Raw genomic sequence first — 23,549 nt, forward strand, 5'->3', positions numbered from 1 at the left:
TGTCATTCCCCCATCAGCGCGGCGTCGAACGGATACCGGCTCAGGTTCTCAAAGCCGTCTTCGGTGATGAGAACCTGATCCTCGAGCTTGATCGAGAAGTCAGCCCCCACCGCACCGACCGCCGCCTCGACACACAAGACCATGCCCGGCTCGAGCGGATAATCATAGGCCCCCGCGACCGCCTGATCAGGATAGGCCACGAGCGGCCATTCATCGCACAGCCCGACCCCGTGCATCAGGCAGCCGTATTTCTGGGCCTGAAACTGATCGTCCAGACGGTGACAGCTCGCTGTAAGCTCGGGGATCATGACACCGGGTTTGAGCATTTCCATGTTGGTCATGATGTGCTCATGCGCATGCCGCATCGCATAGATCATATCTGGGCGCGGCGCTTCGTCCCCCACCCACCAAGTGCGCGAAATGTCCACGCAGATGCCATAGCTTCCGATGAGGTCTGTATCGAAGGCGATAATCTCGTTGTTCTGCACGATCCGGGGGCCGCATTCCTGAAACCACGGGTTGGTGCGGGGACCGGATGACAGAAGGCGGGTCTCGATCCACTCACCACCGCGCTTGATGTTCTCGGCATGAAGTACGGCCCAGATATCGTCTTCCGAGGTGTTTCCCTGCGGCACCATTTCGCGCGCGAACCGCTCCATCGCCGCGACCGAGGTTTCGCAGGCGTGGCTGGCACAGCGCATGGCGCGGATCTCATCCGGGCCCTTGATGGCGCGGGTCTTCTCGGTGAGTTCCTCGCCCTCCATGATCTCAAAGCCTTGCGCCTCAAGCGCGCGCAGGCCGTGCAGCATGATCTTGTCCACGGCAAGCCGCATGTTGCCGCCGCCATGTTCGGCGATGAGGCTGCGCACCTCGTTCGAGAAGACATCGGCGGCGACATCCACCTTGTCGCCGCGGTCGAAATAAAACAGGTCAGCACCCGAGCGTTGCTCCCGCACCAGAGGGTTGAAGGTGCTGAGAAAGGGCGAATTCTTGTAATCCCAGATCACCATGTAGCCATCGGCACAGACAAGCACGGCGCGAAACGGGTTGTGCGTGTTCCAAAGCTGCATGTTGGTGCTGTCGGTGGCATAGCGGATATTGAGCGGGTCGAACATCAGCACCCCGCCATAGTCGCGATCCACCACCGCCTGTGTCAGACGCGTCCAGCGATATTCGCGCATGCGTTGCAGATCGGGTAGGTCCAACCCGGCAGCGGCCCATTCCCCGAATGCCAGCTGGCTCGGCCCGATCTCGATCCGGTCATTGTCGTTAGGGGTGTTATCCCCAAGCATGGCGCCACGGGCCGGATCGATCTTGCGGGTGTCGCGGTAGTGCTGGTTCATGGCGGTGCTCCCTTTGCGGATCAGAATGGGTGCCCGGCAACATCGCAGCTTGCCAGAAACCGACATCAATGGTCGCCGCTTTTCCTTTCGCGTGAGAGTGCGTAGAACCTGCACGACACCGCTTTAATCAAGTTTCGATCCGGATTCCGATGACTGAAATCCTGCAAGCCGCCCTGCCCGACGCCGCCCATGAGCGCCGCCCCCTGCCGAATGTGACGCCCATCGCGCTGGACGATTGGCTTGTCACCGATGAGGCGTTCGCGGCGCAGATGGCGCGGCGTGACACCCTTGTCACGACCCGGCGCGAAGCGGTCATCGCGCTTTTGCCCGAGGCGCACGACGCGGCGACGGAGCTTCTTGAGACTGTGCTGACGCAGCTTTCGGCGCAGGCGGATTACAAGGTGTCGGACACCGATGTCCTGAGGCCCGATGGTGTGAGGATCACGCTCAATTCGGCTGATCCGCTCGGCACGTTGGGAAGGTTGATACAGGAGGATCTGTGCCTGTTGCAGACGCGGGGGACAGAGCATGTCCTTGTCGGGGCGGTGCTCTGCTTTCCGGCAAGCTGGCGGCTCTCGGACAAGATCGGACGCCCGCTTACCACGATACACGCACCGATCACGGAATATGACACGGGCGTCGCCCGGCGGGTTCAGCGGCTTTTTGACGGTGTGCGTGAGGGGCGCCCTCTCAGGCGGCAAAACCTGCTGACCTATGCCGATCCCGAATTGCACCAACCCTATGAAAAGGCCCCGGTCACGGCGGAAGAGGCGCCCTATCTGCGTTCAGAGAGGCAGGTCGTTCTGCGCCTGCCGCGGACGCGCGCGGTGGTGTTCTCAATTCACAGCTATGTTGTCCGCAATCGCGACACCGCGTAACCAGCCCTGTCAGGCCGCAGTGGCGAATTCTTCGCGGAGCATCGTATAGACAAGCAGCGCCGCCCCCACCGGCGGGGCCTGAACCAGCATGGTGGCACCGAGCGCGTATATGCTCAGATGCATGGGCACTGTGATTTGTCTGTCGGCGTCCCGCTCTGCATGGGCACTCGGCGTGTAACCCGCACCTCTTGCGTCGGTGTTCGCGGCCCGCGTTTTGCCGGGACGGGCATCCGCGATTTCGGCCACAGGCGGCACCCATGGCTCATCATCGCAGGTCTGCGATCCAAGCGCTTGCAAGGCTTCGATCACCGAATCGATCAGGGTCGCATCCACGGCGCTGGAAACCGTTCCATGATAAACCGTATCAAAAGGCAGATAAGCCTTGGTCTTCCTGAGGATGTGCCGGGTCAGCCGGTTGCACAGGATATCGGTATCCGGCATCTCTGGGGCGTCCGGCCCCGGCCCGACCGCAAGCACCAGATACCACGCCCCTTCGTCATCGTCCGGCGCGAGCCATCCAAGACCGATCCGCAGGAAACCGCGATCCATCAAGGCGATGTCGTCACAATCCCATGTCAGGCTGCGCTTGAGGCCGTCCGGTTTGAAGGAAATGTCGAACTCCTCGACGATATCCGCGAAATCAAGCGGCGGCTTGGTGTTGAACTGTATGGCTGCGATCGCGCCTTTTGTGCAGGACATGAGAGTATCAACCTCGGGCGATGAGTTCAGGACAGGAAATGCGAGACGGCGTGAAGCGTGCTGGCCGTGGCCGCGTTGCCGTTAAGCGCGATGAAAGTTCCGGTGAGCGCGACGGACTGCGCCGCAAGCCTGAGGTTTGCCCCCTTGCGAAGCGAGATGATGGCCAGCGCGGTGGCCACGGGCAGGGCAATGACGGTCAGAATCCCACACAGGCCCCATGCAAGCCCACGGGCCCACGGCCCACCGTTCTGCTGCAGATCGTTCTGAGCCTGCGGTCGGCCCATCAAGGATCGGGGATCGCGCTCTGCCATCGCGGCCTCAAGCCGTTTGAACGTCTCCTCTACTGGCGGCAGGCGCGCCTCGCCCGCCTTGGCCGGGCCATGCAAGGAACCGTCGCGCATGTCAGGAAGACAGATCGGCGCGGAGAACGGTCGAGCTTTGACCGGGTGGCGACCCATGAACCGGGACCGTTGCACGCCGGTTTTCAGACTGAAATTCTGTATCTTTTTCGCATTTATTCTCGTCATGAGATCTATCCACATGCTGTTCAGATATTAATCATCCGTTAAGAAAGCGCAGGGAATAAGGTTCGATTATGGATTGTTTCTGAAAATACGATGCGAATGGAAACAATCTGAAAATCCGCGCACTCGATTGATATGACGTGTTATTTTCATGCGTCACAGAATGTAATCCATGCGATCTGCCTGAAAATTGCCATATAGCCGCATCCCGGCACGCCCAAACCAAGGCCCCGCCCCCGGCCGTCAACTGCGCCGCCGCGCTCGGGGCTGGTCAAATCCAAATGACTGACGCATCATGAGATCGCCACGGCCGGAGACGCTTCATGACATTTCGCCTATCTCATCTTGTTGTCGCTTGTGGGTTGACCGCCGGGGCCGCGTCCGCATCCGAGACAGTCGAGTTCAGATGCACAGCACTCGGAGATGGGGCCTATAGCGTCTATATCTCGCCCGAGACACCCGACACAGCGATTGCGGTCTATGTGCTGAGCGGCGGCCTTGGCGGGCGCAGCGGTGACATTGTACTTGACCGGGCCGTCACGGCCTCCGGCTTCGGCTATACCGGCGAAGGGCTTGAGTTTCGGGGCAAGGGCGACGTCGCCACCCTGACCGACAACGACCTTGAATCCACCTGTGTCGTCTATGATGCCGGCGGCGAGGACGGCATGGGCGAGGCGACGCAGGATGCCGCCGGGAGCCCCCTGCCGGCGCCCGCCATGGCGCTTGGTGGCAACATCCGAAGCGGGCCGGGCACCGAGAACGCACGGGTCGGCTCAATCTCGCAGGGCGCGCCGATCACGCTTGAGGAGAACACGGGCGTCATGCTGGATGGCTATCCATGGTTCTTCATCCGCGAAGAGAACGGGGATACCGGATATGTGTGGGGCGGCATCATCTGTGCGCCACAGGGGGGTGTGACGGGCGTCTACGAAAGCTGTAGCTGATACCGCTCTGCGGGCGGGACGGGGTTATCGCCCGATCCGCTCCGCGGCATATGCGATGGCGCGCTGATAGTTGCCGCTGTCGTTCCAGACTGACAAAACCCGGAAATTGCGCGTGCCCGGCCCAAAAGGCTTCCCCGGTCTCCAACCGTTGCGGCGCAGCATGTTGGCCGCCGAGGCGAGCGCGTCCACCGCGCTATAAGGATCGGCGCGCCCGTTGCCATCGGCATCAACGCCGTATTGCTCCCAATTTCCGGCAAGAAACTGCATATGTCCCAATTCCCCCGACGGCCCCCCGCGCGTGCCTGCCGAGATGACGCCCCGATCCACAAGGCGCAGTGCCGCGATGGCATGCGGTTCGAACCGGGGATATCGGCGGCAATAGGATGAGAGCGTTACCGCACCGCTGACGATGGGTGTGCCGCCGAGGTATCCGCCCCAGCTTGTCTCAAGGCCCCAGATCGTCGCGAGGATGCTGGCGGGGACGTCGTAATTGCGCTCGGTGGCGGCGAATGTGTTTCGGTTGCGCCCGATGCGCGCGCGAGTCTGAGAGATGAAGCGTTGCGCCGAACTGCCCGAGCGTTTGGCCAGAAAACGCGCAGGATCACCTTGGGACACGCCCGTCTGGCTTGAGGGGCTGGACTCGAACCGCCACGTGATGCCCGAAAGCGATGCACGGGCCAGCGCCTGCTGACCCCGCTTTCCGATGCCCGACGCGGCGGCGCGCTGTTGCAGGGTTTGTTTGTACTGACCGAACGCGCCCTTGGAAGTAATGCATTGGGCCGCAAGAGGCTGCGCGAGGAGCAGGCCCGAGATCAGCGTGGCGAGTGCGGCAAGGGGATAACGGGGCATGGCAATATCCGGTCTGACAACATCAACACAAAAGACAGTGTAGCGAAGCCGTCCGATCCTGCAAAGTGCGCTTCAAGACCGGACGCAAACCGAAAAGGGCGCCCCGGAAGGCGCCCTTTCTTATCGTGATCCGAACCGGATCAGCAGCTGTAATACATGCCGAACTCAACGGGGTGCGGCGTGTGTTCATAAAGCTCGATCTCTTCCATCTTGAGCGCGATGTAACCGGCGATCTGATCCTTGGTGAACACGTCGCCCGCAAGCAGGAATTCGTGATCGGCCGCCAGTGCTTCCATCGCCTCGCGAAGCGAGCCGCAGACCGTCGGAATACCCTCAAGCTCTTCGGCAGGCAGGTCGTAAAGGTTCTTGTCCATCGCCTCACCGGGGTCGACCTTGGACTTGATACCGTCAAGGCCGGCCATCAGCAGGGCCGAGAACGCCAGATAGGGGTTCGCGGCGGGATCGGGGAACCGCGCCTCGACGCGCTTGGCTTTGGGGCTTTCGGTCCACGGAATACGCACACAGCCCGAACGGTTACGCGCAGAATAAGCGCGCAGCACAGGCGCCTCAAAACCGGGAATCAGCCGCTTGTAGCTGTTGGTCGAGGGGTTGGTGAAGGCATTGAGCGTTTTCGCGTGCTTGAGGATGCCACCGATGAACCACAGCGCCTCTTGGCTCAGATCCGCATACTTGTCACCGGCGAAAAGCGGCTTGCCGTCTTTCCAGATCGACATATTGACATGCATGCCGGTGCCGTTGTCGCCATAGATCGGCTTGGGCATGAAGGTCGCGGATTTGCCGTATGCATGGGCCACGTTGTGGATCACATACTTGTATTTCTGAAGCTCGTCGGCCTGCTTGGTCAGAGTGTCGAAGATCAGGCCAAGCTCGTGCTGACACGAGGCGACCTCGTGGTGGTGCTTGTCCACCTTCATCCCGAGACGCTTCATCGTGCTGAGCATCTCCGAGCGGATGTCCTGACCGTCGTCAATGGGGTTCACGGGGAAATAGCCGCCCTTGACCCCCGGACGGTGGCCCATGTTGCCCATTTCATACTCGGTATCGGTGTTCCAAGACGCGTCCTGCGCATCGACCTCATACGAGACCTTGTTGATCGAGTTCGAGAAACGTACATCGTCGAAGATGAAGAATTCCGCCTCGGGGCCCACGAAGAAATCGTCACCGATGCCCGAGGACTTGAGATATGCCTCGGCCTTCTCGGCGGTGCCGCGCGGATCGCGGTCATAGGGTTCGCCGGTATCGGGCTCGACCACCGTGCAATGCACGCAAAGCGTTTTCTCGGCATAGAAGGGATCGACATAGGCGCTGGCGGTATCGACCATCAGCTTCATGTCCGAGGCTTCGATCGACTTCCAGCCGGCGATGCTTGATCCGTCGAACATGAAGCCCTCTTCGAGGAAATCATCATCGACCTGATCGGCCATCAGCGTCACGTGCTGAAGCTTGCCGCGCGGGTCGGTGAAACGGACGTCAACATAGGCGATGTCTTCGTCTTCAAGGGTCTTGAGCAAGTCTTGTGCGCTCATGATTAAAATCCTTCGTTCTTTGTGTCGCGCCCCGGATCTTGGTCCGGGGTCACTTGGTTGATCTCTGAAGCCCCGAGGTCAGGCCCGGGACCGGTCATGTGATGATGTCAAAGCGCGTCCGAGCCGGTTTCCCCGGTGCGGATGCGGACCGCCTGCTCGACCGGGCTGACGAAAATCTTGCCATCGCCGATCTTGTCGGTCTTGGCAGCCTCCGAGATGGCCTCGATCGCGGCATCGACCTGATCATCGTCAAGCACCACGTCGATTTTCACCTTGGGTAGGAAATCGACAACGTATTCGGCGCCGCGGTAAAGCTCGGTGTGGCCCTTCTGACGGCCGAAACCCTTGACCTCGATGACACTGAGGCCCTGAACGCCCACGTCCTGCAACGCTTCTTTCACTTCGTCGAGTTTGAAGGGCTTGATGATGGCTTCGATCTTTTTCATGACGGGCTCCTGTCCGAGGGTGTTGGGCGTTTTCGACCACTTCCCGGCGAGGGGCACAATCGTATAGGGTTTACCCGAATGCGGGTCCGCATAGCTGCACCGGCATATGCATAAAATTTAATCATGTTGCGCAATTATTGAGCATTAATGAATCCGCCGAGGCCACCACGATGACCGAACTGCTGACCGCCGCGCAAATGAGCGCCATCAAGACCGCCGCCATCGAGTCGGGCGCGGTGACCGGGCTTGAACTGATGGAGCGCGCCGGGCGCGGTGTGGTCGAGGCGGTATTCGAGGAATGGCCGGATTTGATCCGCACCCCGCAGCGCGCGGTGGTGCTCTGTGGTCCCGGCAACAATGGCGGCGACGGGTTTGTCGTGGCCAGGCTACTCACGGAGTGGGGCTGGGATGTTGACCTGCTGCTGTATGGCGATCCCGAGAAATTGCCGCCCGACGCCAGAACGAATTATGAGCGCTGGGCGACGCTGGGACACACCAAGGACATGTCCATGCCGAGTGCGCTCAGTGACCTCACAAGGCCGGATATTCTTGTGGATGGCCTATTCGGAACCGGGCTCGGGCGGCCTGTTGAAGGCGATTTGGCACAAATCCTTCAGGACGTGAACAGCTTGCGCGAGGGGGTGGGCACAAAAGTTGTCGCGATCGACCTGCCCTCGGGGCTCTGTTCGGATAGCGGCAAGCACCTTGGCGCATTCGCCACCGCGGACCTTACCGTCAGTTTCCATCGGGCCAAACTCGGTCACTATCTTGACCGGGGGCCGGCGCGCTGCGGCCGGTTGGTGGTCAAATCTATCGGCCTTGAACACGGCTCGGGAACGCCGCACGCGGCAGAACACACCCCCGTCACGCTGGCGGTTGCCGAAACACACCATTTGGCAAAGAAAGCGGACGCGCACAAATACGCCCACGGCCACGCCCTTATTCTTTCGGGCGGCGCGGTCACAACCGGCGCGGCGCGGCTCTCAGCGCTTGGGGCGCTGAGGGTGGGCGCGGGTCTGGTGACGGTGGGCGTGCCGGGATCGGCGCAAATGGAGGTGGCATGCCAGATTACCGCGCTTATGCTCAAGCGGGTGGAGGACGGCGAGGCTCTGCGCGAGGTGCTTGGGGACGACAGGATCAATGCCCTTGCCCTCGGGCCCGGGCTTGGCCTTGACCGGGCGCGCGCATTGGTGCCTGAGGCGTTGGGTGCAGAGCACACACCCTCCGTGGTTCTGGATGCCGATGCGCTGACGGCTTATGCCGAGGAGCCGGAAGGGTTGTTCGGTATGCTGCATGAGGCGTGTGTGCTCACACCCCATGCGGGCGAGTTCGCACGGTTGTTCCCCGACATCGCCGGGAAACTCACTGCCGCGCCCACCAAAGGCCCGGCCTATTCCAAGGTGGACGCAACGCGAGAGGCGGCGCAGCGGGCGGGGTGCGTGGTTCTGTTCAAGGGGCCCGACACGGTGATCGCCGCGCCCGACGGGCGGTGCAGCATCAATTCGGCACAGTATGACCGCGCGGCGCCGTGGCTGGCCACGGCCGGGTCGGGCGATGTGCTGTCGGGGTTCATCACCGGCCTGCTGGCGCGTGGGATTGCACCGATGCAGGCGGCGGAAACCGGCGCGTGGCTGCATGTGGAATGTGCGCTGTCCTTTGGCCCCGGCCTGATTGCCGAGGATCTGCCCGAACAGGTGCCAAAGGTGTTCCGCGACCTGGCGCTTTGACGCGCCGGGCGAACCGTTTCAGGCTGCGGCCCGGGCCGCCTCTCCCATCACATGACCGGCCACTTCAAGCCCGTCGACGTAAAGCACATGCGCCTCGTCGAAGACCAAAAGGATCACCTCAAGCTCGACCTCGCCCAGCGCGGTGATGTATTCCCCGTCAACAAGCGCACCGGCGCGCACCGTCGCCTCGCGCAGGCCGAAAAGTGCCTTGGCGCGCCAGTCGCGCACAAGGACCGGCTGTTCCTCGGGGAGGATGACATCGCAATCGGGGCGCGTGTCGCCCAAGCTTCCGGCAAGGATCTTGACCGCGCGGCATGTCACCTTGCGCCGCAGCACATTGCGCACGACGGCGGCCCCGGCATCGCGCGTGATCACGCGGTCCCCGGCCATAACATGTTCGACGGGGCTTTCGCCCGACATGGTGAGGATGATGGACCCGGCGGGCACACCACCCGTGATTTCGGAAGCGTCGGCATGGGCCTGACCATGCGAGCGCCTGACCGTGTTCGGTTTCATGGCGTCTCTTTCGTTTTGTCTGCTCGTTATTAAGCCGATAATAGCTTAATTCACGGTAAATGTCGCCTTATTTTCATAGTTTGATGCGCAGCTGTCTCATTTTCGCTCGCATCCCGCCGCGTGCCTTGCTAAAGACCCGCCCGGATGCGGGTGTGGCGGAATTGGTAGACGCACCAGATTTAGGTTCTGGCGCCTTTGGCGTGGGGGTTCGAGTCCCTTCACCCGCACCATGATTAAAGCGTTTCGCGAAATGCTTTATTCGCGCAGCAATCGCCCAAGATATGTGCCGTATTCGGTCTTGGAATATGTCTCGGCCAGCGCCCTGAGAGCGGCATCGTCGATCCAGCCCTGTTCATAGGCGATCTCTTCGGGGCACCCGGCCTGAAGGCCCTGTCGCGATTGCAAGGTCCGCACGAAATTGCCGGCATCCAGAAGGCTCGCATGTGTCCCGGTATCAAGCCAGGCATAGCCACGCCCCATCTGCTGAACGCTCAGCGTGCCATCCCTCAGATAACTTTGAAGCAGCGTCGTGATCTCAAGTTCGCCTCGGGCCGAAGGGGTGATCGCACGCGCCCGCTCAGGCGCGGTCGCATCAAGGAAATAAAGGCCCGTCACGGCATAGTTCGACGGCGGATCAGCAGGTTTTTCGATGATATCGGTGACAGTGCCGTCCCCGTCCATCGCCACGACCCCGTACCGTTGCGGATCGGACACCCGGTAGCCAAAAACGGTGCCGCCCTCCTCCTGTGCCAACGCGGACTTGAGCAGGAGCGGCAGACCGTGACCGAAGAAGATGTTGTCACCCAGCACCATCGCCGACGGGCAACCATCAAGGAACTCCTCGGTCAGCAGATAGGCCTGTGCCAGCCCCTCTGGCGCAGGCTGTTCGATATAGCTTAGCGACAGGCCCCATTGCGATCCGTCGCCAAGAAGGCGGCGAAACTGATCCTGATCTTCGGGGGTCGTGATGATCGCGATGTCGCGCAGCCCGGCCAGCATCAGGACCGACAGCGGAAAATAGATCATCGGCTTGTCATAGATCGGCATGAGCTGTTTGGACACCGCCGCGGTGATCGGGAAAAGCCGCGATCCGGTGCCCCCGGCGAGGATGATACCCTTGCGTTTGGTCATATGCGCCTTGGTCCTTTGGTCGATTAGGATCGGAATGGTCCCGTTCGGGTATCTCCGAAACGGGTTAACAGACCCTTGCATGGTTTCGCAGCCGTTTGGGTGGAAAAGTCACGGGCGCCGCGCCACAGGACGTTTTTCATCATCCCGTCACCCCCTCCGCCAGTTCGGACAGAACACGATCGAGGCCGGCACGCCAGTCAGGCCGCTGCACCCCGAAATCCCGTTCGATCGCCGCACAGTCAAGCCGCGAATTGGCCGGGCGTCTGGCGGGGGTCGGGTAGTCGGTGGTTGGAATGTCATACACCAGCATCGTGCGACCCGCGCGGTCGAATATCTCGCGGGCGAACCCGGCCCAGTTGATCGGCGGGGCGCCGGCGAAATGATATGTGCCCCCGGCGTGACCCGCGGCCATTGCTTCGGCCATGGTCACAAGCGCGCGGGCAATATCGTCGGCGGGTGTCGGACAGCCCCATTGATCCGCCACGACATTCAACGTGTCGCGCGTGTCCGATAATCTGAGCATCGTCTTGACGAAGTTGCCGCCATGGGCCGAAAACACCCATGCCGTGCGCAGGATCGCATGCCGGCCCCCTGCCGCGCGCACCGCGTTTTCACCCGCCAGTTTTGTGCGTCCATAAGCGCCAAGCGGGCTGGTTTCATCGGTTTCGCGCCACGCGGTCTCACCACTGCCGTCAAAGACATAGTCGGTCGAGACATGGACAAAGGGAATGCCCTGCGCCGCACAGGTTTCGGCCATCGCGCCCGGGGCCTCGGCATTCACCGCATGGGCGAGGGTTTCCTCCTCCTCGGCGCGGTCCACGGCGGTATAGGCGGCGGCGTTGATCACCGCACGCGGCGCGTGCGCCCTGATCGCCGCGCGAACCGCCGCGAGATCGGTCAGGTCGACTACCGCGCGGCTGAGTGCGGTCACCCCGCCGCACCGCTGCAATTCGAGGGCCACCTGTCCGGTGCTGCCAAAGACCAGAAATGTCATACCATGCTCACCTCATGCCTTGCCCAACCGGTCCCCGACCCCATCGCGATCCTGAAGCGCGCGCCACCAGTCTTCATGCGCGAGATACCACGCCACCGTGCGGCGCAGACCCTCATCCACCGTCACCGAGGGTCGCCAACCAAGTTCGGAGCGCATGCGCGCGGGATCAATGGCATACCGTGCATCATGGCCGGGCCGGTCGGTCACAAAGGTGATCAGCCTGTCATGCGGCGCGGTTTCGGGGCGCAGCTCGTCCAGTATGGCGCAGAGGCGGCGCACCAGCTCAAGATTGCTCAACTCGTTCTCGCCACCGATATTATAGCTGCGTCCCACCGTTCCACGGTCCAGCACCGTCAGAAGCGCGTCGGCGTGATCCTCGACATATAGCCAATCGCGCACATTCGACCCGTCACCATAAACCGGGATGGGCCGACCGGCGAGCGCGTTGAGGATCACCACCGGGATCAGCTTCTCTGGGAAATGATAGGGCCCGTAATTGTTCGAGCAGTTGGTCATCAGAATGGGCAGGCCGAATGTTTCGCCCCATGCACGGACGAGATGATCGCTCGCCGCCTTCGAGGCGGAATAGGGGCTGTTGGGCGCATAGGGCGTGTCTTCGGTGAATTGGCCGGTTTGGCCCAAGCTGCCGAACACCTCATCGGTTGAGACATGATGAAAGCGAAAACCCTCTGGGCGCCCCGCCCCCTCCCAGTAGCGGCGCGCGGCCTGAAGAAGGGTGTAGGTGCCCGTCACGTTGGTTTCGATGAACACACCCGGCGCGTCGATGGAGCGGTCAACGTGGCTTTCGGCGGCAAGGTGCAGAATCGCATCAGGCCGATGCTTGGCAAGTATCCTGTCCATGGCAGCGGCGTCGCGAATATCCGCATGCTCAAACACATAGCCCGGATGGTCCGCAACACTGGCCACGTTGGCAAGGCAGGCGGCATAGGTCAGCGCATCGAGATTGATGACCTCATGCCCCCGCGCGATGGCCAGCCGCACGACCGCGGACCCGATAAAACCCGCCCCGCCGGTCACCAGAAGCTTCATGGCGCGTCCCCAAAGGCAAAGGGCGTGCCGCACTCGCGCAGGCGCGGGGCCGTCGCGTCCTTTTCGGATAGATGCGCGTCGGACCGGGCCACCCCCCAATCCACGCCGATATCCGGGTCGTCGAACGCGATTGCCCGGTCGCATTCCGGCGCATAGGGGGTCGAGCATTTATAGATGATCTCAGTCTCCGGCAGGCGCGTCACGAACCCATGCGCGAACCCGACCGGCACCAGCAGCTGTCGACCGTTCTCAAAGCTGAGCTCGGCGCCCACCCATTGGCCGAAGGTCGGGCTGCCTTTGCGGATGTCGACCGCCACATCGAAAAGCGCGCCGCGCCCGCACCGAACCAGCTTGGCCTGCGGATGTGGAGGCGTCTGAAAATGCAGGCCGCGTATCGTGCCCACCCGCCCCGAGAGCGAATGATTGTCCTGCACAAAGTCGATTTCGATCCCGTGCGCGGCCAGTGTCGCACGGTTCCAGCTTTCGCTGAAAAAGCCGCGCGCATCGCCATGCCGCGCGGGTGTGAGAATAAGCACGCCGTCAAGCGCCGTTCGTTCGATCTGCATCGGGTTGCCGTCAGCCCCTCTCCGTTGCTTTACACCCGGCTTAGCAATTCGGCGCGGGTCTGTCACAACTTAGCTGCAAATTCTCTACGAAGGCTGAACAGCCGTCAGAATTCCACGCCCTCCTGCGCCTTGACGCCATCCTTGAACGGATGTTTGAGCAGCGACATCTCTGTCACGAGGTCCGCCGCCTCGATCAATTCGGGCTTGGCGCTGCGCCCGGTCAGGCAGACATGGGTCATATGCGGTTTCTCGGTCAGCAGGAAATCGACCACCTCGTCGATATCAAGGTAATCGTAGCGCAGTGCGATATTAATCTCGTCCAGCAGGACAAACCGGATTTCGGGATCGAGGATCTGCTCCCTGGCGATCTTCCATCCGTTTTGCGCCGCCGCGATGTCGCGCTCTCGGTCCTGTGTCTCCCATGTGAACCCCTCGCCCGAGACGAAAAACCGGCATTCCTCGCTGAACCGGTCGCGCAGAAAGGTCTTTTCGCCTGTCTCCCAGTTGCCCTTGATGAACTGCACCACGGCACAGGGGATGCCATGCCCGATACAGCGCATGATCATCCCGAACCCCGACGACGACTTGCCCTTGCCATTGCCGGTATGGACCATGATCAGGCCCTTTTCCTCGGTCTTGGTGGCCATGAGCTTGTCGCGTACCGCCTTGATCTTGCGCATCTTCTCGGTGTGGCGGGCGTTTTCGTCGTCTTCCATGGCGGTCACTCCTGCTTGGTGTCTGGGCCATCTATACAGATTGCGCCGCCGCATGCAGCCGGTTTCCGACACCCTTTGTCCGGCCCCGACGCGTGCGCCCTCAGAACACGGCTTCGGCGGTCATCGCCAAGGCCCCGTCCGCGCGCCGCGCCCAAAGCGTGATCGCCGCGCCCTCCCGACGGCCCTCGATCAGAAACGGGCGGAGCCCCGCGATCGGCGCCAGGCCCCGGAAGGTAAACCGCCGTGGCATGTCTCGGGTCTGTGTCATCGCCAGATCAAGCAGCAACGTCGCGGTCAGAGGCCCATGAAACACCAGCCCCTCATAGCCTTCGACGTCGCGGGCATAATCGGCATCATAGTGAATCCTGTGGCCATTGAAGGTCAGCGCCGAATAGCGAAACAGCAGCGCCTCATCGGGGGTGATCTCGCGCGCGAACTCGGCCCCTTGGGGGGCCTGACATGGCGTGGGCGCGGGCATGCCGGGTGCGGGGTCGTCGCGATAGACGATGTCGTGCTCCTCGGTCAGAAGGTCCAAACCCCCTTGGAACAACACGTGCCGCACCGTCACGAAACAAAGCGGCCCGGTGCTACCCTCTTTCTCCGAGATTGCCGTGATCGTTGAGCGCTTCTGCGTCTCGCGTCCAAGGACAAGCGGGCGGTCAAAGCTGAACCGCCCCCCCGCCCACATCCGGCGCGGCAACGGCACCGGAGGCAGGAAGCCGCCTTTCTTGGGGTGCGCGTCCCGTCCGAGATCGCGCGCCTTCGCCGCCTCGAGGAAATAAAGCCAGTGCCAGAGCGGCGGCAGGGCGTCACCGTCGGACAGGTCCGGCTCCCAGTCGAGCGTGGCCTGAAGGAACCGCGCGGGCTGTGGGCGCAAGACCTCCGTCATCACCTGCGACCGTCCGATCCAGCCCTCGAGATTGATGGAATTTGACATGGTGACATCCCCTTGCGGCAAAAGACCGGCTCACTCTCCGCCGCCCCGCCCGGATTGAACAGATACGTTATTCACCCAAGCGTTTCGCCCTGCGCTGATGTCTCAGGTTAAAGACGAAAAGTTTTAAAATTCGACCCATCTTTTTCCAGAAATTAAAGCAGACTAAAGAAACTTCAGGGCATGTCGGCGCGACCCATCAAAAATGCCGCGAGCCTGCCCATGCCGACTCATGTAACAGACCAGTTTTTTTCGTTCGATCCAGCCAACCCGCCCCCAGCCGGAACCGCGGTCAACGTAACGAAACACACGTTGACCGATCAGAATGACGATGGGGATATTGATGAATTCGATCAAGACGCAGCGAACGGTCTTGATGTAACCGCATCCTGGCCGAGCGACACCGTGACAATCAACGTGGCCGGCCAAGGCGACATCACATATTCCGGCACAACCCTCTACCTGAGTGACAATAGCGCCATTTTCACGCCGACAGATGGTCAGGTTCTCGAGCCGGGCGAATTCGTTTCCTCAACATTTGTAACCACGCAAGGGCCGCTCCTGCTCAAGGATTTGGGTCCACCCTGCTTTCTTCCCGGCACCCGGATTTCGACGCCAAGCGGGCAGCGCCCTGTTGAATGGCTCCGGCCGGGTGACCTGATCGACACTGTTGATCGCGGACCTGTCAGGTTGGCTTGGGTCAGGCGGCGCAAGATGTCGCGGGACCACTTGGTGGCACATCCGCGACACGCACCAATTGTCATCCCTGCGGGCGCATTCGGCCCGGGATTTCCCGACAATCCCCTCCGTGTCTCGCCTCAACATCGGATATTGTTATGCTCAAGGGTGATTTTTCGCATGTATGGCGTTTCAGAGGTGCTCTCACCCGCAGCACAACTCATAGGGTTCCAAGGCATCGAACGAGAAGACGTCACAGGCCCGGTTGAATATATTCACCTGCTTTTCGACCATCACGCACTTGTCCTTGCGAACCGATTGCCGACCGAAAGCCTGTATCTTGGGCGCAATGTGCGAAAAGACCTGAGCCGGGAGGAGTATATCGAATTCAAGTCGACATTTGGCGATGCGAACATCGCGGATATGAAACCTGCCCGACCATTTGCCTCGGGGAAAAAGCTGAAAAAACTGATTCAGCGTCACGTGAAAAACAACAGGCCACCGCTTGGCGATTGGCGGCACTCTCGCAACCTCGCTCATCGAAGGGATGCGAATGCCCTTACCATGTCAGGCTGAAGCGTTTCGGACCCACGTGCCGTTGACTGCCAAGCAACCCGCACCAACGCCCACCTGGCGCGCAAATAACCACGCACGCCAACCGTTGGCCCCCCGGACCGGCGTGCCATAGCGCCAGCGATCACAAAGAGATCGCACTCTCGCGGCTCACAAGGCTTTTGTCGTTTCTCATATGCCGGTCGATCAGTTGCTTTTGCAGTTTTTCGGGCGGAATCGCCCGGCTTGGAACCGGAGCATGGTCAAGCGCGGCAACCTCGGGCAGGAGCGACAGGATTTCCGTGCGCGCCGCAGCACTTATCACCTTGAGCGCCTCGGGGCCGGCAAACAGGCTCTCGGCCATGGCCCCTTCGGCAAAGATCACTTCGTGGCGGTCAAACAACAGGTGAAAATACGCCACCTCCTCGACACTCTCATCGACGAAGACCCCCGGAAGCCGAGACAGCTTGATCGCCGGGATCAGCACTTCGGGCGTTCCGAACATCCGCTCAGCGATCCGCGAGCATAAAAGAATGCGATGCTGCCGTGACACCAGCAAATCGCGCGTCGGGAGGCCCTCGCCCAGATGTCCTGCCATGATGCGCACCGGGTGTAGCTTGGGGTTGGCGCTCCGCTCGGAGCGGGGTATGTCGCGCCGACCAATCCAGCGGATAGGCTGTGGCCCGTGATCCAGCGTCAGGACCATGTCGCCCGCTTGCAAAGCCTCGATCGGGCGGGGGCCGTCGGGCGTTTCGATCAGGGTGCCCGCAACAAAACAAACCACGCCGTTGATCGTGATCGTCACATCGGCTGTATCCGACTGCCCGGCACCCGTCCCGGCGGTATCGAGCATGTTGACGGTAAAGATATCCGTCAGTGTCTCTCCGGGGCCAAGCCCGCTTACGGCGGGGTCGCTATTGTCAAGCGTATAGGTCCATTGGCCGGTGGACGCATTGATCGTGGCGGTTCCATAGGTTCCCGTCGCCGTGACAGTGAAGATGTCATCATCATTACCGGTCAACAGGCCGACATCATCAAAATCACCAGTGAGGCTGGTATCGCCCTCGTCGATCGTCCCGGTCAGATCGCCGCCTATGGTCGGGGTGCCCATCGCTCACACCTCTTGCGCAAGCAGCTTCGCGAACTGCCCTTCGCCATAGGAGGCGACCGAAATTTCACTGTCGGGGTTTTGCCGAGTCCATTCGATCACCCGCGCCCGCGTGCCCAGCTTGTTGTGCCAGAGCGTGCGCACGCGGTTGGTCTGCCGGTTCGCCGCCAGCATGGAAATGACCTGATCTATGTGACCAAAGGGCGCCGCCAGATCGACCACCCAAAGCGATGGCCCGGAATTCCACTGTTCCTTGCGAAGAGGCACATGATCGACCCCAAACCGCCGTTCGGCCGCATGGTCAAGGCCGGCCCATGTCACGAAGGCGCGCGGATGCCCGTCAGTTCGGAATATCCGGTATTGCCCAAGGCGCAGCGGGGGCTCGAGGCTCGCAAAGACCTGTGCCAATGGCCGCTGCCTGTGGAACTTGGACACAGACGTGAGAAAGACCATCGCCCCCAGATCGGCCAACTGCCGTTCGGGCAGGTCAAACCACCCCTCCGGGAACGGAACGGTTGATCCATCTTGCGCGTCTCGAAGGGCCGATAAGTGCCGAAGCGAAACGCGCAAGAACTTGTCCTGCTGCGCTGCGATGCTCAATTTCTGCCTCATTATATCGTCCACACCCAAATAGGCCCGGCGATTTTTTTGTCACCGTAACATAGTTTTCAATCCGGTCAGAGAAAATTGAACAGGTCCGCATATCTTGCGCCCCTGGGTTGTCAAACCGACACAGAAGCGGGCCTAGGGGTGCAAAGGGCGGCGTTTGCAGGTCGCACATCGCGACCGCGCCGCATCCCTCAGAACGGACTATCCGAAACAAGCCTTAGGCCCAGATGGGCGGGCGGTGTCCCCACCGCACAGCCGCCGCGCGCAGGGTCACGGACAAGATAAGACATCGCGGCAATATGCTCTCCGGCGACGAAATAGGCGGGGCACCGCGCCGGGTCCGTGCCGTCGCCCGAACCCGCATAGCAATCCTGTGTCCATTCCCAGACGCTCCCGTCGAGATCGGCCACGCCTTCGCCCGAGACCGAGAAACTGCCCCGAGGCCTGAGCGCGCGCGCCCCCAACCCTTCGGTCAGGTAGGCCGACGCCCATGTAAGCGACGGATCGGTAAAGATCGGATCGGCCGTTTCGGCCACGACCCCGCGCGCCATCTGCGACCATTCGGCCACCGTCGGAAGACGGAATGGATGACCAGTGGCCGCGCTTATCCACGCCACAAACTCACCCGCATCGACATGGCTCAGGCCGGTCGCGGGTGTCGCCTCCGGGGCCTGATCCGCTCGCGCCCGCAGATCGAGCGCGCAGGCCCCTTCCCCAACGCAGGCCGCCCAATCCGCCAGCGAAACCTCATACTTTTGCGCATAGAAAAGCGCACCGCCCGGCATCGCGACCGGGCTGTGCGCCATCTCGGGCATCTGCGCCAATTCAGGCTCGGACCCGCGCCCCAAAAGCGCGAGTCCGATGACCGCCGCCAACCCGAGAACCGCTGCCAGCCGAAGGGACACGGATGACAGTGCGGGTTTCAGGGCGGCGGCGGCCATGGCTTGGTCTCCTCTTTGGGGTCAGGTTGCGAAGGGCCGTGGCGCGACCACCTGTTCCATCAGGTTGTTGTCCCACTCACCCTTGACGATGAAATGCGCCGTGGCACCCAGCAGAGCCGCTTCGATCAGGTTGTGGTTCACATAGGCATAGACGCCCGGCTGCTCGAAGGTGTACATCGCCGCCGCCGCACATCCGCCCCGCACGAACCAGGTCTCCATCCCGGTATGCGGCGCGTCGGAAAAGGATGTCTCCCAGACATAATCTCCGTGCCCGCCGATAAGGTGCGGACGGGTGTCGCGGTTGGCCTGATTGTGGATCATCAGAACCGTTTCACCCACGTTGAAATGTAGCGCGCCTTCTCCGGTCAGGGCCCCGACCGCGCCGTTGAACACCGAATGGGTCGGCGTCAGGGTCCGCATCGCATCAAGGCTGTCGGCATAGTCGTCGCCCGCCGCCTCATAGAACTTGTAATCACCATTCTCATCGCGCGGCAGGTAGTAATCCTGCTCACCGATATAGGCGATCTTGTCATACTTGAGCGGATTGCCGTTTCCGTCCTTCAGCCCGTCACGCGGAAGCACCATCACCGCGCCGTTCATGCCGTGGGTCACGTGATACGGGATCATGGCCCCACCCGGCGCACAGTGATAGGTAAAGCATCCCGGCTTCGTCGCCTTCCAGCGCAGGACACATTCCTCGCCCGGATAGACATGGGTGAGACCACCACCGCCCAGTGCACCGGTGGATGCGTGGAAGTCGATATTGTGCTCCATCATGCTGTCTTCGGGATTGCGCAGCGTCAGCTCGATCATGTCGCCTTCGTGGCAGATGATCAGCGGACCGGGAACAGACCCGTTATAGGTCAGCGCCCAGACAGATGCGCCGGTATCCTCGTCGACCACCATCAGGCGTTCGGTCGTGTCCATCGTGATCTCGATAAGCTTCGGACCGCCGGTCGCCACCTGTTCATGCGGGGGGGCGAAGGGGGGCGCAACAAGCTCTTGCTTGACGCGGGTATAGCCCGACAGATCGGCGGGTTTCGCCGTGCTTTCGGCCTTTACCTCGCCTGCCGCCTTGTAAAGCTTGGCAGACGCGGCATCGGCCTTTCGGGGCATCGGCACATGCGTCCGCGACGCGGCCATCGCGCCCAGACCGCTCATCGCGGCCGCCCCCGCAAGGAACGAGCCCCGAAGGACATTGCGGCGGTTGGTTTTCATCAGACCTGGGTTAATGAACTTGGTCATTTTTTCCTCCTCGGATTTTAAACCGGGCGGCGGGACTTGGCCCGCCCGCCCGGGTGATGGCGTGTGGATCAAAGATTGCCGACTTGCGCCTCGAACCGCTCCTTGGCCTTGCGCGGCAAGCGGCCTTCAAGGAAATCCTCGGGCGCCTCGGCGTCTCCGACGGCAATGGTCATCACCATGCCCATCGCGAAGTGCGGCTTGCACATCACCCCATAGACCCCTTCGGAATCGAGAGTGATCTCGATCTCCTCGTTGATTTTGCCGGCAAAGCCTTCGGCCCCCTCGGGGATCATGCCCTTGACGATTTCGGCGTTGTGGCCCCGGTCAGTGGCGAGAAACTTGATCGTGTCGCCGGGGGCGGCCTGCACGAAGGCCGGTTCAAAGACCATGCGTTCGCCATCGCTCCCCTTGTTGAGCATCTGAACCTCGAACGTTTCTGCGAAAGCACCTGCGCTCATCACCGAGGCAAGCGCGAGGCCGGTTAGGAATGTCTTGATCATCTTTTCGTCCTTTTCTGATTGATCGCTTGGGTCCAATATTAGTGATCCGGCCGACACGAAGTTTGCGCAGGCGCAAGCTTTGGCGCGATTTCTCATCGGGGGCGCCGGCGACCCGTATGCAACTGGCATCACGCCCGCGCATATGGCAAAGAGGTGGCATGAAACCCGATGCCCACGGCAAGACCCTCCCCCGGCTCGATGAAAGCCTTTTGACGCATCTCCCGCCCTTTGCCCGGCTGGAGCGACGGAGCATCCGCACGATTCTCGATCAGGCAACATCCCGGCGCTATGAGGCCGGAACCGCCATCTTCAACGAAGGCGATCCGGCCGAACGGTTCTACATGCTGCTTGATGGGTATGTGCGGGTGATCCGCATCACGCCTCTGGGCGAACAGGTCACCGCGCTGCACATCCCTTCAGGTCAGCTTCTGGGCATTGCCCGCGCGCTCGGGCGTGACACTTATCCCGCCACCGCCATGACCGCCTCGGACGCCATCGCGCTAAGCTGGCCGACCCGGCTTTGGGATACGTTCGTCACCGAATACGAAAGTTTTGCCACCGAAACCTACAAGACACTCGGCCACCGTGTCGGTGAGATGAACAACCGCATCGTCGAACTGGCGACTCAGCAGGTCGAACAACGCGTCGCCAACGCGCTTCTGCGCCTCATAAATCAAACCGGGCGCAAGGTGAGCGACGGCATCGAGATTGATTTCCCGATCACCCGGCAGGATTTGTCGGAACTGACCGCCACGACTCTCCACACCGCGAGCAGACTTCTCAGCGGGTGGGAAAAACAAGGTCTCGTGCGGAGCAGGCGCAAACGGATCGTGGTGCTCGATCCACATGCCCTGATGCTTCTGAGTCAGGGCTAACGCCCCGCCCCTGAACAAGGGTCATCCATTCCCGGCCAATGCCCGGCGCAATTCATCGAGAAATTGCTCTTCGTCCAGATGATATTCGGCACAGGCATCCGTGACCGTGTGGAACGGCCCCACGAGGCATCCCACACATAGCATTCGGTGACGCATGAACACAGGTATTGTCTGCGGCCAAAGCGTCATCAGCTCGGACAGAGGCATATCGGGATCATCTATGCGAGGCTGACGCATGGCGGCGCTCCTTTCCCCGACCACCCTAGACAGACGAACCCCGCCAAAGGTTGCGCTGGCGCAAACTTCGCCACTGCGGACCGCGTTAGCACTGGCCATCCCGAGTTCAAGGAGGCCGCAACATGGCTGAAATTCTGACCAAATCGCGGGCGCGCAACGTGTTCTACGGCGGATCGATCTTTTTCGTCGTCGTTTTCGTGGCGATGACCGTTCACAGCCACCGCTATGTCGTGACCACCTCGACCGCTGGCATGGAGCTCTCCGAGGCGGTGGTCCTCGGAAAACATGTGTGGGAGCGTCATTCCTGCATCAACTGCCATTCGCTTCACGGCGAGGGGGCCTATTTCGCGCCCGAAGTCGGCAATGTGATGACCCGATGGGGCGTGCAGGACGATCCCGAAGGCGCCTATGAAATTCTCGACAGTTGGATGAACGCTCAGCCAAGCGGCATCGAAGGGCGCCGCCAGATGCCTCATTTCGAGATCACCGAAGAAGAGATGCGCGGACTGGCCGAGTTCCTGCGCTGGGCCGATCAGACCGACACGCAGGGCTGGCCGCCCACCGATGCCGGATAAGGAGACCATAACAATGAAATACCAATCACAAAAAGTCGCCCTTTATTATTTCGTCTGCGCCATCGCCCTCTTCGGCATTCAGGTACTGGGCGGGCTGCTGGCGGGCTGGGTCTATGTCTCGCCGAATTTTCTGGCCGAGATCCTGCCGTTCAACATCATCCGCATGATCCACACCAACGCCCTGATCGTCTGGCTGTTGCTGGGCTTTTTCGGAGCCGCCTATTTCCTCATCCCCGAGGAATCGGAGCGGGAGATATGGTCGCCGAAACTGGCCTATCTCCAGTTGATCATTCTTGTTGTCGGCACGCTCGGGGCGGTCGGCTCCTACCTCGTGGGCATCCACGGCGGGCGCGAGTTTCTCGAACAGCCCCTCTGGGTCAAGTTTGGCATTCTCGTTGCCGCACTGATCTTTCTGCTCAACATCTCCATGACGGTGCTGGCGGGCAAGAAGACCGCGATCACAAACGTCCTGCTGATGGGGATGTGGCTGTTGTCGCTGCTCTGGATCTTTGCCTTCATCAACCCCGACAACCTCAGCCTCGACAAGATGTATTGGTGGTTCGTCGTCCATCTCTGGGTCGAGGCGACCTGGGAACTGGTTATGGCGGCAATCCTTGCCTTCCTGCTCTTGAAGCTGACCGGGGTGGACCGCGAGGTGGTCGAGAAATGGCTTTATGTCATCGTCGCCACGGCGCTTTTCTCGGGCATCCTCGGGACCGGGCACCACTTCTACTGGATCGGTCTGCCGGGTTACTGGCAATGGGTCGGCTCGATCTTCTCGACCTTCGAGGTGATCCCGTTCTTCCTGATGATGTCCTTTGCCTTCGTCATGGTCTGGAAAGGCCGCAAGAACCATCCCAACAAGGCGGCACTCTTGTGGTCGCTGGGTTCCTCCACCGTCGCGTTCTTCGGCGCGGGCGTCTGGGGCTTTCTGCACACGCTGCACGGGGTGAACTTCTATAGCCACGGCACGCAAATCACCGCAGCCCACGGCCACCTTGCCTTCTACGGAGCCTACGTGGCGCTGAACCTCGCGATCTTCACCTATGCGATGCCGATGCTGCGGGGCCGCGCGCCCTATAATCAGGTGCTGAACATGGCGTCCTTCTGGCTGATGACCGGCGGCATGGCCTTCATGACCTTCGTGCTGACCTTCGCGGGCACCATCCAGACGCATATGCAGCGCGTGGTGGGCGACTACTACATGGACGTGCAGGACGGTCTTTCGGTCTTCTACCTGATGCGCTTTGGTGCGGGGGCGGCCGTGGTGATCGGCGCGCTGCTCTATATCTACGCGATACTGGTCGTCCGCCGCCGCGAGGTGATCAAACCGGGCGCGGCCAATCCCGTGGCAGGGGAGTGATC

The 23,549-nt window shown here is 61.4% G+C and carries 26 protein-coding genes and 1 tRNA gene; 8 read left to right on the forward strand and 19 right to left on the reverse strand.

Annotated elements, in window-relative coordinates; translation table 11 throughout:
• Positions 1 to 2: 2 nt before the first annotated feature.
• The gene (dddP, locus tag V8359_RS06795; RefSeq protein WP_336428015.1) at positions 3 to 1,343 is read right to left on the reverse strand and encodes a dimethylsulfonioproprionate lyase DddP; all 1,341 of its coding nucleotides are present in this window, start codon (positions 1,341 to 1,343) and stop codon (positions 3 to 5) included.
• 149 nt (positions 1,344 to 1,492) lie between these two features.
• Here dddP and V8359_RS06800 point away from each other — a divergent pair, with 149 nt between their 5' ends.
• Entirely contained in the window at positions 1,493 to 2,221 is a 729-nt protein-coding gene (locus tag V8359_RS06800) for a heme-dependent oxidative N-demethylase family protein (protein WP_336428016.1), read from the forward strand.
• A 9-nt stretch (positions 2,222 to 2,230) separates the two neighbouring features.
• Here V8359_RS06800 and V8359_RS06805 read toward each other — a convergent pair whose 3' ends face one another.
• A complete protein-coding gene (locus tag V8359_RS06805) occupies positions 2,231 to 2,920 on the reverse strand; it encodes a hypothetical protein (protein WP_336428017.1) in 690 nt (229 codons plus the stop codon).
• 26 nt (positions 2,921 to 2,946) lie between these two features.
• Entirely contained in the window at positions 2,947 to 3,447 is a 501-nt protein-coding gene (locus tag V8359_RS06810; protein WP_336428018.1) for a hypothetical protein, read from the reverse strand.
• Between the two features lie 320 nt (positions 3,448 to 3,767).
• Between V8359_RS06810 and V8359_RS06815 the strand changes: the two genes are divergently transcribed.
• Positions 3,768 to 4,388: an SH3 domain-containing protein gene (locus V8359_RS06815; protein WP_336428019.1), complete on the forward strand. Its 621-nt coding sequence runs from the start codon at positions 3,768 to 3,770 to the stop codon at positions 4,386 to 4,388.
• Positions 4,389 to 4,412: 24 nt separating this feature from the next.
• On the opposite strand, the gene V8359_RS06820 is transcribed toward V8359_RS06815, so the two are convergent.
• From V8359_RS06820 to V8359_RS06830, 3 genes are all read right to left on the reverse strand, one after another.
• Positions 4,413 to 5,237, reverse strand: a complete 825-nt coding sequence (locus V8359_RS06820) for a lytic murein transglycosylase (RefSeq protein ID WP_336428020.1) — start codon at positions 5,235 to 5,237, stop codon at positions 4,413 to 4,415.
• A gap of 140 nt (positions 5,238 to 5,377) precedes the next feature.
• Positions 5,378 to 6,784, reverse strand: a complete 1,407-nt coding sequence (gene glnA / locus V8359_RS06825; RefSeq protein WP_336428021.1) for a type I glutamate--ammonia ligase — start codon at positions 6,782 to 6,784, stop codon at positions 5,378 to 5,380.
• A 107-nt stretch (positions 6,785 to 6,891) separates the two neighbouring features.
• Complete coding sequence (locus V8359_RS06830; RefSeq protein WP_336428022.1) at positions 6,892 to 7,230, reverse strand: P-II family nitrogen regulator; 339 nt, start codon at positions 7,228 to 7,230, stop codon at positions 6,892 to 6,894.
• Positions 7,231 to 7,400: 170 nt separating this feature from the next.
• On the opposite strand from V8359_RS06830, the gene V8359_RS06835 reads away from it, so the two are divergent.
• Positions 7,401 to 8,957, forward strand: coding sequence for an NAD(P)H-hydrate dehydratase (locus V8359_RS06835; RefSeq protein ID WP_336428023.1), 1,557 nt, complete (start codon positions 7,401 to 7,403; stop codon positions 8,955 to 8,957).
• Positions 8,958 to 8,975: 18 nt separating this feature from the next.
• Here V8359_RS06835 and V8359_RS06840 read toward each other — a convergent pair whose 3' ends face one another.
• Complete coding sequence (locus tag V8359_RS06840) at positions 8,976 to 9,473, reverse strand: Hint domain-containing protein (RefSeq protein ID WP_336428024.1); 498 nt, start codon at positions 9,471 to 9,473, stop codon at positions 8,976 to 8,978.
• A 146-nt stretch (positions 9,474 to 9,619) separates the two neighbouring features.
• Between V8359_RS06840 and V8359_RS06845 the strand changes: the two genes are divergently transcribed.
• Positions 9,620 to 9,703: transfer RNA gene (locus V8359_RS06845), tRNA-Leu, on the forward strand.
• A gap of 25 nt (positions 9,704 to 9,728) precedes the next feature.
• Here V8359_RS06845 and rfbA read toward each other — a convergent pair.
• From rfbA to V8359_RS06875, 6 genes are all read right to left on the reverse strand, one after another.
• Positions 9,729 to 10,604, reverse strand: coding sequence for a glucose-1-phosphate thymidylyltransferase RfbA (gene rfbA / locus V8359_RS06850; protein WP_336428025.1), 876 nt, complete (start codon positions 10,602 to 10,604; stop codon positions 9,729 to 9,731).
• A gap of 139 nt (positions 10,605 to 10,743) precedes the next feature.
• Complete coding sequence (rfbD, locus tag V8359_RS06855; protein WP_336428026.1) at positions 10,744 to 11,598, reverse strand: dTDP-4-dehydrorhamnose reductase; 855 nt, start codon at positions 11,596 to 11,598, stop codon at positions 10,744 to 10,746.
• A 12-nt stretch (positions 11,599 to 11,610) separates the two neighbouring features.
• Entirely contained in the window at positions 11,611 to 12,648 is a 1,038-nt protein-coding gene (rfbB, locus tag V8359_RS06860) for a dTDP-glucose 4,6-dehydratase (RefSeq protein WP_336428027.1), read from the reverse strand.
• A complete protein-coding gene (gene rfbC, locus V8359_RS06865) occupies positions 12,645 to 13,214 on the reverse strand; it encodes a dTDP-4-dehydrorhamnose 3,5-epimerase (protein ID WP_336428028.1) in 570 nt (189 codons plus the stop codon). Before rfbC ends, rfbB begins: the two co-directional genes overlap by 4 nt.
• A gap of 104 nt (positions 13,215 to 13,318) precedes the next feature.
• Positions 13,319 to 13,930, reverse strand: a complete 612-nt coding sequence (gene cobO, locus V8359_RS06870) for a cob(I)yrinic acid a,c-diamide adenosyltransferase (RefSeq protein WP_336428029.1) — start codon at positions 13,928 to 13,930, stop codon at positions 13,319 to 13,321.
• Positions 13,931 to 14,030: 100 nt separating this feature from the next.
• Positions 14,031 to 14,867 (reverse strand): FAS1-like dehydratase domain-containing protein, encoded by an 837-nt coding sequence (locus V8359_RS06875; protein WP_336428030.1) that lies wholly within the window; start codon positions 14,865 to 14,867, stop codon positions 14,031 to 14,033.
• A gap of 309 nt (positions 14,868 to 15,176) precedes the next feature.
• Between V8359_RS06875 and V8359_RS06880 the strand changes: the two genes are divergently transcribed.
• Entirely contained in the window at positions 15,177 to 16,118 is a 942-nt protein-coding gene (locus tag V8359_RS06880; RefSeq protein WP_336428031.1) for a Hint domain-containing protein, read from the forward strand.
• 121 nt (positions 16,119 to 16,239) lie between these two features.
• Here the strand turns inward: V8359_RS06880 and V8359_RS06885 are convergent, their stop codons facing one another.
• The 5 genes from V8359_RS06885 to V8359_RS06905 all read right to left on the reverse strand — a co-directional run bounded on the left by V8359_RS06885 (position 16,240) and on the right by V8359_RS06905 (position 20,497).
• A complete protein-coding gene (locus tag V8359_RS06885) occupies positions 16,240 to 17,205 on the reverse strand; it encodes a Hint domain-containing protein (protein WP_336428032.1) in 966 nt (321 codons plus the stop codon).
• A 3-nt stretch (positions 17,206 to 17,208) separates the two neighbouring features.
• Entirely contained in the window at positions 17,209 to 17,802 is a 594-nt protein-coding gene (locus tag V8359_RS06890; protein WP_336428033.1) for a toxin-activating lysine-acyltransferase, read from the reverse strand.
• Positions 17,803 to 18,002: 200 nt separating this feature from the next.
• Positions 18,003 to 18,752 (reverse strand): formylglycine-generating enzyme family protein, encoded by a 750-nt coding sequence (locus V8359_RS06895; protein WP_336428034.1) that lies wholly within the window; start codon positions 18,750 to 18,752, stop codon positions 18,003 to 18,005.
• A gap of 21 nt (positions 18,753 to 18,773) precedes the next feature.
• Positions 18,774 to 19,997 carry a copper-containing nitrite reductase gene (gene nirK / locus V8359_RS06900; RefSeq protein WP_336428035.1) on the reverse strand — a complete coding sequence of 408 codons (1,224 nt, stop codon included), beginning with the start codon at positions 19,995 to 19,997 and terminating at the stop codon, positions 18,774 to 18,776.
• A gap of 68 nt (positions 19,998 to 20,065) precedes the next feature.
• Positions 20,066 to 20,497: a pseudoazurin gene (locus tag V8359_RS06905; RefSeq protein WP_336428036.1), complete on the reverse strand. Its 432-nt coding sequence runs from the start codon at positions 20,495 to 20,497 to the stop codon at positions 20,066 to 20,068.
• A gap of 158 nt (positions 20,498 to 20,655) precedes the next feature.
• Here V8359_RS06905 and V8359_RS06910 point away from each other — a divergent pair, with 158 nt between their 5' ends.
• A complete protein-coding gene (locus V8359_RS06910) occupies positions 20,656 to 21,372 on the forward strand; it encodes a Crp/Fnr family transcriptional regulator (RefSeq protein ID WP_336428037.1) in 717 nt (238 codons plus the stop codon).
• Positions 21,373 to 21,393: 21 nt separating this feature from the next.
• Here V8359_RS06910 and V8359_RS06915 read toward each other — a convergent pair whose 3' ends face one another.
• Positions 21,394 to 21,609, reverse strand: a complete 216-nt coding sequence (locus tag V8359_RS06915) for a DUF1858 domain-containing protein (protein WP_336428038.1) — start codon at positions 21,607 to 21,609, stop codon at positions 21,394 to 21,396.
• Between the two features lie 122 nt (positions 21,610 to 21,731).
• Here V8359_RS06915 and V8359_RS06920 point away from each other — a divergent pair, with 122 nt between their 5' ends.
• Entirely contained in the window at positions 21,732 to 22,184 is a 453-nt protein-coding gene (locus tag V8359_RS06920) for a c-type cytochrome (protein ID WP_336428039.1), read from the forward strand.
• A 13-nt stretch (positions 22,185 to 22,197) separates the two neighbouring features.
• Entirely contained in the window at positions 22,198 to 23,547 is a 1,350-nt protein-coding gene (locus tag V8359_RS06925) for a cbb3-type cytochrome c oxidase subunit I (protein WP_336428040.1), read from the forward strand.
• The last annotated feature ends 2 nt before the right edge of the window (positions 23,548 to 23,549 follow it).

The organism is Roseovarius sp. E0-M6 (assembly GCF_037083845.1).
GTDB lineage: Bacteria > Pseudomonadota > Alphaproteobacteria > Rhodobacterales > Rhodobacteraceae > Roseovarius.

Bases quoted from the DNA above. Each gene is read 5' to 3' on its own strand.
- cobO (WP_336428029.1), bottom strand. From the start codon at position 13,930: ATGGAAGACGACGAAAACGCCCGCCACACCGAGAAGATGCGCAAGATC.
- V8359_RS06820 (WP_336428020.1), bottom strand. From the start codon at position 5,237: ATGCCCCGTTATCCCCTTGCCGCACTCGCCACGCTGATCTCGGGCCTG.
- dddP (WP_336428015.1), bottom strand. From the start codon at position 1,343: ATGAACCAGCACTACCGCGACACCCGCAAGATCGATCCGGCCCGTGGC.
- V8359_RS06815 (WP_336428019.1), top strand. From the start codon at position 3,768: ATGACATTTCGCCTATCTCATCTTGTTGTCGCTTGTGGGTTGACCGCC.
- V8359_RS06915 (WP_336428038.1), bottom strand. From the start codon at position 21,609: ATGCGTCAGCCTCGCATAGATGATCCCGATATGCCTCTGTCCGAGCTG.
- V8359_RS06910 (WP_336428037.1), top strand. From the start codon at position 20,656: ATGAAACCCGATGCCCACGGCAAGACCCTCCCCCGGCTCGATGAAAGC.
- V8359_RS06885 (WP_336428032.1), bottom strand. From the start codon at position 17,205: ATGGGCACCCCGACCATAGGCGGCGATCTGACCGGGACGATCGACGAG.
- rfbD (WP_336428026.1), bottom strand. From the start codon at position 11,598: ATGACATTTCTGGTCTTTGGCAGCACCGGACAGGTGGCCCTCGAATTG.
- rfbC (WP_336428028.1), bottom strand. From the start codon at position 13,214: ATGCAGATCGAACGAACGGCGCTTGACGGCGTGCTTATTCTCACACCC.
- V8359_RS06835 (WP_336428023.1), top strand. From the start codon at position 7,401: ATGACCGAACTGCTGACCGCCGCGCAAATGAGCGCCATCAAGACCGCC.
- V8359_RS06800 (WP_336428016.1), top strand. From the start codon at position 1,493: ATGACTGAAATCCTGCAAGCCGCCCTGCCCGACGCCGCCCATGAGCGC.
- glnA (WP_336428021.1), bottom strand. From the start codon at position 6,784: ATGAGCGCACAAGACTTGCTCAAGACCCTTGAAGACGAAGACATCGCC.
- V8359_RS06840 (WP_336428024.1), bottom strand. From the start codon at position 9,473: ATGAAACCGAACACGGTCAGGCGCTCGCATGGTCAGGCCCATGCCGAC.
- V8359_RS06830 (WP_336428022.1), bottom strand. From the start codon at position 7,230: ATGAAAAAGATCGAAGCCATCATCAAGCCCTTCAAACTCGACGAAGTG.
- V8359_RS06810 (WP_336428018.1), bottom strand. From the start codon at position 3,447: ATGACGAGAATAAATGCGAAAAAGATACAGAATTTCAGTCTGAAAACC.
- V8359_RS06905 (WP_336428036.1), bottom strand. From the start codon at position 20,497: ATGATCAAGACATTCCTAACCGGCCTCGCGCTTGCCTCGGTGATGAGC.
- rfbB (WP_336428027.1), bottom strand. From the start codon at position 12,648: ATGAAGCTTCTGGTGACCGGCGGGGCGGGTTTTATCGGGTCCGCGGTC.
- V8359_RS06925 (WP_336428040.1), top strand. From the start codon at position 22,198: ATGAAATACCAATCACAAAAAGTCGCCCTTTATTATTTCGTCTGCGCC.
- nirK (WP_336428035.1), bottom strand. From the start codon at position 19,997: ATGACCAAGTTCATTAACCCAGGTCTGATGAAAACCAACCGCCGCAAT.
- V8359_RS06805 (WP_336428017.1), bottom strand. From the start codon at position 2,920: ATGTCCTGCACAAAAGGCGCGATCGCAGCCATACAGTTCAACACCAAG.
- V8359_RS06875 (WP_336428030.1), bottom strand. From the start codon at position 14,867: ATGTCAAATTCCATCAATCTCGAGGGCTGGATCGGACGGTCGCAGGTG.
- V8359_RS06920 (WP_336428039.1), top strand. From the start codon at position 21,732: ATGGCTGAAATTCTGACCAAATCGCGGGCGCGCAACGTGTTCTACGGC.
- rfbA (WP_336428025.1), bottom strand. From the start codon at position 10,604: ATGACCAAACGCAAGGGTATCATCCTCGCCGGGGGCACCGGATCGCGG.
- V8359_RS06895 (WP_336428034.1), bottom strand. From the start codon at position 18,752: ATGGCCGCCGCCGCCCTGAAACCCGCACTGTCATCCGTGTCCCTTCGG.